The organism is Haloarcula vallismortis ATCC 29715, assembly GCF_000337775.1.
GTDB lineage: Archaea > Halobacteriota > Halobacteria > Halobacteriales > Haloarculaceae > Haloarcula > Haloarcula vallismortis.
Genome location: NZ_AOLQ01000044.1, coordinates 1 through 9,294 on the forward strand (window position 1 = coordinate 1; position 9,294 = coordinate 9,294).

At 49.2% G+C, this 9,294-nt stretch carries 13 protein-coding genes; 7 read left to right on the forward strand and 6 right to left on the reverse strand.

The window, feature by feature from the left end; genetic code table 11:
• The first annotated feature begins 68 nt into the window (after positions 1-68).
• The 4 genes from C437_RS11965 to C437_RS11980 all read left to right on the forward strand — a co-directional run bounded on the left by C437_RS11965 (position 69) and on the right by C437_RS11980 (position 4,516).
• Positions 69-593 (forward strand): hypothetical protein, encoded by a 525-nt coding sequence (locus C437_RS11965; protein ID WP_004517224.1) that lies wholly within the window; start codon positions 69-71, stop codon positions 591-593.
• Positions 594-651: 58 nt separating this feature from the next.
• Positions 652-3,648 carry a hypothetical protein gene (locus C437_RS11970; RefSeq protein WP_139175351.1) on the forward strand — a complete coding sequence of 999 codons (2,997 nt, stop codon included), beginning with the start codon at positions 652-654 and terminating at the stop codon, positions 3,646-3,648.
• 123 nt (positions 3,649-3,771) lie between these two features.
• Positions 3,772-4,188, forward strand: a complete 417-nt coding sequence (locus tag C437_RS11975) for a hypothetical protein (protein ID WP_139175350.1) — start codon at positions 3,772-3,774, stop codon at positions 4,186-4,188.
• 4 nt (positions 4,189-4,192) lie between these two features.
• Positions 4,193-4,516 carry a hypothetical protein gene (locus C437_RS11980; protein ID WP_139175349.1) on the forward strand — a complete coding sequence of 108 codons (324 nt, stop codon included), beginning with the start codon at positions 4,193-4,195 and terminating at the stop codon, positions 4,514-4,516.
• Here the strand turns inward: C437_RS11980 and C437_RS11985 are convergent.
• The 5 genes from C437_RS11985 to C437_RS12005 are packed head-to-tail and all read right to left on the reverse strand — an operon-like array spanning position 4,495 to position 6,744.
• A complete protein-coding gene (locus tag C437_RS11985) occupies positions 4,495-4,914 on the reverse strand; it encodes a hypothetical protein (protein ID WP_049919754.1) in 420 nt (139 codons plus the stop codon). The two genes, C437_RS11980 and C437_RS11985, sit on opposite strands and share 22 nt — an antisense overlap.
• Positions 4,915-4,920: 6 nt before the next feature.
• The gene (locus C437_RS11990) at positions 4,921-5,166 is read right to left on the reverse strand and encodes a hypothetical protein (protein ID WP_139175348.1); all 246 of its coding nucleotides are present in this window, start codon (positions 5,164-5,166) and stop codon (positions 4,921-4,923) included.
• Positions 5,167-5,195: 29 nt separating this feature from the next.
• Entirely contained in the window at positions 5,196-5,822 is a 627-nt protein-coding gene (locus C437_RS11995) for a hypothetical protein (protein ID WP_004517230.1), read from the reverse strand.
• Positions 5,819-6,154, reverse strand: coding sequence for a hypothetical protein (locus C437_RS12000; RefSeq protein WP_139175347.1), 336 nt, complete (start codon positions 6,152-6,154; stop codon positions 5,819-5,821). Before C437_RS12000 ends, C437_RS11995 begins: the two co-directional genes overlap by 4 nt.
• Before the next feature lie 8 nt (positions 6,155-6,162).
• Entirely contained in the window at positions 6,163-6,744 is a 582-nt protein-coding gene (locus C437_RS12005) for a hypothetical protein (protein ID WP_139175346.1), read from the reverse strand.
• A gap of 132 nt (positions 6,745-6,876) precedes the next feature.
• On the opposite strand from C437_RS12005, the gene C437_RS20175 reads away from it, so the two are divergent.
• Together C437_RS20175 and C437_RS12010 are read left to right on the forward strand one after the other, a co-directional pair.
• A complete protein-coding gene (locus C437_RS20175; protein WP_139175345.1) occupies positions 6,877-7,224 on the forward strand; it encodes a hypothetical protein in 348 nt (115 codons plus the stop codon).
• 131 nt (positions 7,225-7,355) lie between these two features.
• The gene (locus tag C437_RS12010) at positions 7,356-7,940 is read left to right on the forward strand and encodes a hypothetical protein (protein ID WP_004517233.1); all 585 of its coding nucleotides are present in this window, start codon (positions 7,356-7,358) and stop codon (positions 7,938-7,940) included.
• Positions 7,941-7,946: 6 nt separating this feature from the next.
• Here the strand turns inward: C437_RS12010 and C437_RS19890 are convergent, their stop codons facing one another.
• The gene (locus C437_RS19890) at positions 7,947-8,096 is read right to left on the reverse strand and encodes a ribbon-helix-helix domain-containing protein (RefSeq protein WP_079992082.1); all 150 of its coding nucleotides are present in this window, start codon (positions 8,094-8,096) and stop codon (positions 7,947-7,949) included.
• Positions 8,097-8,148: 52 nt separating this feature from the next.
• Here C437_RS19890 and C437_RS12015 point away from each other — a divergent pair, with 52 nt between their 5' ends.
• The gene (locus tag C437_RS12015) at positions 8,149-9,264 is read left to right on the forward strand and encodes a hypothetical protein (protein ID WP_004517234.1); all 1,116 of its coding nucleotides are present in this window, start codon (positions 8,149-8,151) and stop codon (positions 9,262-9,264) included.
• Positions 9,265-9,294 lie beyond the last annotated feature (30 nt).

Consider the following 9,294-nt stretch of genomic DNA (forward strand, 5'->3'; position numbering starts at 1 on the left):
GGCTTCTTCCAGCCCCCCGCCCCGGCCCTGGATTAATTTAAAAAACACCGGTTTTACAGTACCTATCCGTGGAATGCAGCTACTTCAAAATCCTTCAACAGAAACTCCTCGCCAAGAAGAAAGGCAGCGTCGACGATCTCTTCCACATAGCAGCCCTGCTATTCGGATTCGGGGTTTCACTCGTCGTAGCATCCAAACTCTTGGACTCACTGATGCAGAACCAGTTCTTCGCAGGGAAAGCCCCGATGCAGTCCGCAGCACAAGCCCTGTCCATCCTGGACTACGGAATGATCTTCCTCACAGTCGGGTTGTTCGTCTCCTCGATTATACTTGCCGCATACATACCTGCGAACAGGATTTACCTGCCGATCAGCCTGTTAACCCTGGTTATCGCGGTGTTCACGTCAGCTCAACTGGCGAATGCGTACACTGTGATTGCTTCGACGCAGGCTTTCCAAGCTGTTACGGATACGTTGCCGTGGGCGACGCGGATCCTGTACAACTTCCCGTATTTGATCGGGATTGGAGGTTTCCTGATTATCTTGGCGATGTATACGCGGGATAGCGGAGGCGGTACTCGTGTTGCACGGTAAAGGTTTTCCACGGAAGGCGGTGCGTGTTCTCGTCTTAGCAGTCTTGGCACTGGCCTTGATGGGAACGGTTTCGGCGAGTGTTCAAACAGATGGATTTGAGGATGGAGATATAGATGAATACAGCATCGAAGGTTCTATGGGTAGTGTTCAGGCAGACCAAAACAATCCTTTCAACGGTAGTTACAGCCTTCATTATACGACTGATGGGGATGATGACTCGGATTCAAGGACTTTAGTCCGTTCAACTAATCTTGAATTAGGTGAGACATACTGTGCGTGGTTCTATTCGGATAGTAACATAGCTACAAGTTATGGAATCCATAATAATGATGGAAACGGTTATGTAAACTTTCAGGTAGACTATGGAGGCGGTGACTTCCGTTTAAGAAAAGAGGAATCTGATGGAAGTGAAACTGAGGTTAATATAGCTTCTTGGAATACAGGAGAATGGTATAAGTGGTGTTTAAGCCCTGATTCCAATAATGATGTTACAGCTACAGCCTATGATTCTAATAATAATGAGATAGGAAGTAATACTGTTTCAGCAGGTTGGGATTTGGATGCGGATGCTGATGCCTTTGAATTAACTGTTTTTGACCAGTCTACAAGTCAGGCAGATGTGTATTTCGATGATGTGGATTATACTTTTGATCCGAACAGCCCTCCAACCTTTGATTCTGTTTCTACTAATCCTTCGAGCTGGACTTTGAACAGCGATATAGATGTCTCTGCCAACGTAAGTGATCCTGATGGCAGTGTCTCCAGTGTTAAAGCGGATGTCTGGGAGGACGGCACTCAGATCGTATCCGATGCCCAGCTCTCGGATTCGGATGGGGATGGTACGTGGGAGGCCTCAAACCTGTTCTCTGTGGATGAGAGCAGTGTAAACTACAATATTTCTTTGACTGCTACTGATGATGATGGAGCTACAGCAACGTATGAAATGAGCCAGTTGATCCAGAACCTGGAGCCGAAGATCAACCACCTGAAACCTCAGAACAACAGTGAGCAGTTCACGTACACTCCTGAGTACGAGATCTTGATCGAGGATGACGGCGACAACGTACCCAGTGAAAACATAACCTGTGACCTGTACAGCAACGGAGAAAGATTCCGAGAGGTCTGGGCTTTGGAAGACGACACTCAGTCTGAGAGAACATTCTCAGGAGAACTCAATGAGGACGTAGGAAGCAACGAGTTCAAAACTCGGTGCGTGGACGGCGACATCGACAACACCACGACTTTCTACGAAACCCGGTACTCCAAGATCCAGGATGTCTCCAGCCCTTCCCCAGTCTACGAGACAGAGAACACGAGCTTTGAAACTGAGATCAAAGTCGGAGACATGGTGAACAACGTAGACACACAGCTGGATTACAACGGCAGCATCGAAGCCTCTAACACGGTTTCCACGACCGGTATCGAAAACCTGGACGAGGTACTGCACTACGAAATCCCTCTTGTCAGCACCAACCAGACCACGAAAAACTGGAGTATAGAATTTGACTTAAACATCTCAGACTTCCAGAACTCGACTACGTCAAACGTACAAGAATCAACAGGCCAGCAAACACAGGAAGTCGAATGGGCGTACCACTCCCCGGTAATCAGCAACACCCAAGACAGGGTTATCGAGGCAGAGAACTTCAACGCCTCCACTGACTTCACCACTGAACTACCGGAAATCAAAGCCAATTACACCTGTCGAACCAGTTTCAACGACTCCACGAAGACCGGTTGCAACAACGAGTACGACACCCCGGTCTTCAACGACACTGCCTCCGTCACAAAGACTGTTGACGGGAATGTCACCTTCACATTCAAAGACAGCGAGAGAACTGTAGACAGCAGCACTGACGACATCAGCGTTTACAGGAAAATCCTGACCGACTGCAGCAACGCTGCCCTAGGTGAAACCGGTGAGAAAGCTCTTACATTCTACTTGAAAAACGAGGAGAACCGGAGTCAAAACCTGACCGGTAGCATCGACTTTAATTTCGACACCACCCACCACGGAGAACACACCAGAAACTTCGCATTTGAAAACACAGGTGTGAAATCCTCGAGTATATGCCTGTACCCGGGCTGGGCAGAATACAGGATTACAGGACCTGTACAGTACGAAAGCCTGTCCGGCCAAAACGATCTTGGAGTAGATTTCCTTGACCGGCGGTACGATCTCTTCAACGAGACAGTGAACAATATCTCAGAGAGCACCGACCTGTACCTGCTTTCAGATGGATATGCTACACCGGTTTACTTCCAGGTAGAGGACAGTGACGGCTCAGCTGTTCAAGGAGTGACGATACAGGTTCTCCGGTATTTCGTAGGTTCGAACAGTTACTTAACCGTCGCTAAATCCACGACGGACTCGCAAGGTGTCGGAACCACGTACATGAGGATCAATGAAATCGAGTACAAGTACATTCTGACAAAAGAAGGGGAGACCTTGCTTGAAACGGGTAGGGAGATCTTCGCCTGCCAGTCCTCTCCTTGCTCGAAAACATTCCGGATCGACCCAGAGGTTCAGTCCCCGTATTACCAGACCAAGGAAGGATTCAGCTACAGCTGCGGCACGTACACTGATTCAGAAGGGAATATCTCCGGGTTCCAATGCAGTGTTGACCATGAATCGGATGTGATCGGAGAGGCACGTCTAGAAGTCGATAAAAAAGGTGCTATTGGCTGGGACGAGGTCTGTGATATCTCTGTAACCTCTGCAAGTTCCTCGATGGTCTGCCAGTTCAACGAATCTGTTGAAGGCAACGTGTATGAGTACAGGTTGACAGCGGAGAAGGACGGTTTCAGCTACGTTCTTGAACAGGGCACTCTGGATTACAGTAGAGGGTTTTTCGAGGAGGAGGCTGAGGTAGTTGCCTTGACCTTGTTCCTGACGTTGTCGATGCTGGGCCTGGTCAGTCCATCCGTCAGCATCTTCTTCTCCACTCTCGGTGTACTGGCTGCTGCCTGGCTCGGGTTGCTGACGGTGGGGATGGCTGCACTTGGTTCGATTGTAGTGGTTGCAGTGATTATGGCGCTCAGCGGCAGGTCGTAACCACCCAAGGGGGAGGAGGTGCCCCGCTGGTTTCCTCACATTTTTAAAAAGAACAGTTCCGCTTCTGTAAATTGAATCGCCGTGAAAAACAGTATAATCTTCATGTCAACCTTGGTATTCCTGATGGGTGTTCTCGGAGGAACAAACTTCCTGAACTCTCTGTACAGCAATCACGGCGTTCAAAGTAATGTCACAGAGGAAGTCAACAAAGAGTACCGTGAATACGAGGAGACATACGCTCAGACAATAGGAACCGGTGAAAATCAAGATGAGGAAGGCAGCCTCTACAACGAGATTGTTTCAAGAGACTATACAGGTATAGAGGTCGTTGACCAAGCTGTAGCTGGTGTTCTCGTCGTTCCCAAGTTCGTAGATCTGTTGACAACTCCTATCCAAATCATAGACAGCGTGGTATCCGGGCTTGAAAACTCTCCTGTTGGACGCTACCTCCCTGGTTTTGTCTGGTCAGGGGTTAGAATCGGGTTTTACGCAACGTTGCTGTACTCGGTTTTCAGCCTGATCATCGGTATGAGGTCGTAGTATCATGGCTTTAGATACAGTTCCAAATGGTTCGGAGATGCCGTACAATGCAACCGGTGTCAGCACTTTTGAAGGATTGTTTATGAGGAGCAACGAGTTTATGGGCGGCGGCCTCGGCCTCGGGATCTTGTTTGTTGTCTGGGGTATCAGCTTCTACACATTGAATGATTTCCCGGTCAGGGATTCCGTCTCCGCCAGCACCTACATCACGTTTTTGACGTCGTCGATCCTGACCTTGATCGAGGTTGTAGAGCCGGCATTTACTTTCCTGCTGTTGATCGCCTCACTTGCCATAGCCTCTTACAACTATGCCAACAACCAGAGGTGACCAGTCTGCGTAACCAGGTATGATATCAGGAAGACCGGTGCAAATGGGATGTCTTCGGCTGCGGTCAGCTGGTTCACCGTGATTATTGTTGAACCGGCTGTGAAAAGCAGTACTTGGAGACCTAAAACCGGTGTATTTGCTGTTGTCAGTCCGTACATCAGCAGCATGGCTACGTCACCGGTACTTACCCCCTCAGTCACCCATGCCCAAGCGGCGAAGAAAAGGTAGGAAACAAACACGGCCAAGACACCTACACCAAGATCTAGGTAAAGAACCGTGGCCGGCACCATCAAATACAGAAAACCGAGAGAAATCAACCGGTCATCCAAGTCCTGCAGCGAAACCACCAACCACAGAACACCAGTCAAAGTCAAACCCAGTGCCTGGACAGGATCCACTGACGGCTACACACCCCGCCGGTCATACCTCTTCAAGAAAACACCGCCGTGAAGCATGATATCATTCCTTCTCTCCTGCATCCTTCCCCGGCCAACCAGGTAAATGAAAACAGGGTACCACATCATCAACAAGCCAAGCCAGCCTATCCTACTGAAAAGAAAGAGAGAAAGACCGGTGAAGAAAGCGATGGTGCGGAAGTACCACTTGTTCGGCAAGTGAGTCTCCTGTGACTGAATCAGGTTGTGGTCCACCACCGCACATCACCTACATCTAGGACGCTTCAACTGCCTGGAGGCGTCGACCCTGTTCCAGAGTTTTGAATAGCGTCAGCCAGGCCAGGCAGCTGATCGCTGATATCCCTCAGCACCGGCAACGCATCCGCGAACTGCTGGCCGAACGCGAACAGTATAATCGCTACAGCGAGCGCGGTAGTTACGACAAGCACCAGTCGTTCGTTCTCCGCCAGGAATCCTGGAACCGTGTACTTGGACTCGGATTTCTCAAGGTGTGAGGTGTAGAAGTTCAGTCTCTCATCACGGTTATCCAAGGCCAAGGCATCGAGAGAACCGACTTGTTCCTGGCTGCCGTCGAGCTCCTCTTTCTTCAAGTCGATGTCTCCCTCCCCGTTCAAGTCGAACTTGACCGGGACGAAGTCGTCGTCCTCGACCTCCGCTACCATGAGGAAGTCTTGACCTGTAGAAGTGGTTTCAACGTAGTCCAGAGGCACTGCCTTGGTTTCATCTCCTGTCCGGAAGACGTGGGCGTTCGGCTGGTCATCGTATTTCAGCCGTGCTGCCTCGGTGAATTGTGGGACCCAGGTGCTGCCTCTTTTCCTCCAGATTACTGCTTTTGTAGGGAAGTAGTCCTTCCAGAATAGTACTTTGTCTTTGATAACGTCAGTATTCATTGTTCGATATCACCTTCCAATTGGTGTAGTGAGGAAGCCACCTGGTAGATAAGGTAGCGGCCTATTCTATACAAAGTGTAGAGTACGAATCCTGCAAGTATACCTGCAAGAAGAACTAAGTTCATTTCCGAAGCTGTTTCTGCCTTCTGGAAAACCTGTGAGAACCCATACATCATCTCTACTCCCAAGGCTACAAAGTATGCCTTCCACAACCAGTCTAACAGGTTTATATTCCGGTATTCGTCGAAAATGTAGAGACCTATTGTCAGTAGAACAGCCCCCATAGATGCCCCTGTTATTGTAGTTAGTATCTCAGCTATTGTAGTTTCCACTTGAGTAATCACCCGAGTCCGAAGAAGCTCATACCACCGTCACCGTCGTCGTCACCGGTGTGAGTCTTTGAAACGGTTTTCGTGGTCTTCGCCACGGCGTCAAGAGTCCTACCATCCTTCGCCCGCTTGAACGCAGAATAACAGTTGTCAGTCACGATCTCCATCACTTTCTCAGCTGTACCTCTCTTCCGGATCCCGTAGTCACCCCAGTTCTCAGTCAGCTCTAGGGAGACTGCCCGGTGAAGACTCTGCATTACCCGTTTAATCTCCGAGTCGTCGTAGATCGACGTAGTCTGGTTCTTGTCGACGATTCCACGGACAAGCCCGACCACGTTCTCCACGCCCTCCTGGTTCAATAGATTGTTTTCACGTTCCTTCCAGACACGGGTCTTGTTCCCCTGCGTGTCGACTTTTTCCACGGGTTCGAGACCGAGGTGGAATCGAAGCCTGTTAGCAAGTTTATCAGTCTCCAGCTGCTGCTGCAATGCGCTTGCATCCTGCGACAGCTGGTGCTGCTCAGTTATCTGGTCAGGCATAGGACTCAGGTACTGTACAGCTTCTCGTTCTTTAAAAAGACTTCCGAGAACCACAGAAACTCGTCCGACCCCGTTTAAAAACAACTGTTTACAACACTCTCTCCGTGATGAAAACGGTTTCGTCAAAACCCCATTCTAACAACCACGAAACAACCCTCGAAGAGAGGGGGAGGTGACAAATCAACAGTGGATCTTTCACGTTACGAAAGAACCGGTAGAGCAGCAACAGAAGCCGCAATCGCATCCTTCAAAGGCAAAGAAGCAGGACAAGTATCAATCGACAGACTGCAAGGCTACGCAATCGCCTTCGTAGTCATCGGCGTAGTCCTAACCGTAGGACTAAGAGTACTGTCCGGAGTCGACGCACAGATCAACGACACCACAGCAAGCGAAGGAGCACAGCAAGCAATGGACGGACTAGTCACATTCACAAATTGGCTCCCCATAATTGCCTTAGTTGTGGTCAGCGCGATTATCATCGGGCTTGTCTCGATGTTTAGAAACAGCGGCAACGGTTCAAGAGGAATGGCGTAAAGCTACTTCCTTCTTGACCACTCTAAAGCCGAGAAAACCGTTCTCGGCTTTCCAGCCTTGGGTCGTCTAACCGGCGACTCCAGGGCTCTCCACGTATCACTCGTTTTGTTCACGGATGTGCAATCCGATCAATGAAAACCAGCAACCTATTCGACAAGGCTGAAGGCCAGGTCTCTCTGGACCGTCTGCAAGGCTACGCTATCGCCTTCGTGGTGATCGGTGTAGTCCTAACTATCGGTCTGTCTATCCTTGGAGGAGTTCAGGATGAGATGTATCTCACGGAAGACGTCTATGATGAGATGCATCAGCCGTCCACACCGTTTCCTACGAACGTGACTGTGGATAAGGCGTCTGAATCTGATTTCCTCCGTGTCTCGACTGGATCTGAGACAGTGACGTTCTATGATTCCAGTGCCGGGTCTAACACGACTCTAAGTGAGGGTACGGACTACAACGCGTACTATGATTCCGGTAACTTCGAGATGCTGAACAGCTCTGCGTTGAATGATTACGATTCAACCGCTGATGAGCTGTACTTCGACTATGAGGCAGAAGTTGAGGATACGAAGGCTCGGCAGGGCGCAGGTTCTGCGATGGATGGTCTGACGACGATTACTTCGTGGCTTCCTATAATTGCCTTAGTTGTGGTCAGCGCGATTATCATCGGGCTTGTCTCGATGTTTAGAGGTAGTGGAGCTTCCAGAGGACTGGCCTGAAAATGTTTAACCTTCTTTTCTTTCTTTTTCTTGTCTGAGAAGGCTTCTAATTCCTTCTCTGATCAACTCCGATCTACTGTTGTACAGTCCGTTTTCGATTTCTTCGTCTATCTTGTCAAGGAGCTTGTCCGGTATTTCTACAGATGCTATTGTCATACCTATATTACCTTAAGTAATAATTATAAAAGTTGCTTTTTGAAAAATTACTATGGGCGGACAAAGGTGGACAGAAGATGAAATCAAATTCATCAAACGCAACTATGAGAACTTATCGGACTCGGAAATGGCTGATGAGTTGTCAGGCCGAACAAAAAATTCGGTATCGCAGAAGCGCCGTTCTCTGGACTTGTATAGGCGCGATAAAGATGAACGCTGGTCAGAAAATAGGTGGTCGAAAGAAGAAATCGAGCACCTCAAGAAAAACTCGGATACCTCAATCCAAGAGCTTGCTGAGCAACTTAATAGAACCCCAAAGTCAGTGAGAAAGAAGAAAAGTCGAATTGGTGCAACGACGAATAGAAAATGGAGCGAACCAGAGACAGAGTTTATCGAAAGAACGTATGGTATCTGGAAGGCTTCAGAGATAGCAGAATACCTTGGAAAGACAGAAGATCAAGTGTACAACAAGGCTCGGACCGAGGATCTCACCGGTGAAAGTTCTGAAAACTGGACTGATCACGAAGAAGAGTTACTTCTACGGATGCAATCCGTCTGGAAAGACAAGATAATCGCCGACTACCTCGATAGAACTGCTCAAGCCATTCGTGACAAGAAGTATAAATCGGATATAGCAGTTGGATACTGGTCTGAGTCTGAGGAGCAGCATATCGTTGAGAACTTCCCTGACAAATCGGACAAAGAACTGGCCGAAGACCTGGACAGAACCGTTCGAGCGGTGAAGAACCGTCGTCGTCGGAAACTCGGTTTGATCCGGCCAGGTATGCTTGAGGATACGATTTGGCGTCCTTGGGAGAAGCTTTGCTTGGAGATTGCTGAAGCCTTGTACGATAATGTTGAGGAGAAGCCGGAGCTGGAGAACGGTGGTATCCCTGATATGAGGAGTGGTGATGTTATTTTGGAGGTGAAGAAGTCGCCTTTCAGCCACCGTGTGGATGAGGATGTGGATACGTACCGTGCCCACTGTGATCGGCTGGAGTTTTGGTGTTTGTATGGCCGCCGGATTTTCCCGGTGAGTGATGTGGATGCTGTTGGTTTTGAGGAGTTGAAGGATCGTATCCGGGTCAGCGACATCCCAGAGGATGAGGTGAGGCGTTTGTTTGGTTTGATGGATCGGTGCCGTGATGGAGTGAATCCGTTCAAGTAGCCGTGCCCCCCTCTCCTGTCCACCTTCTGG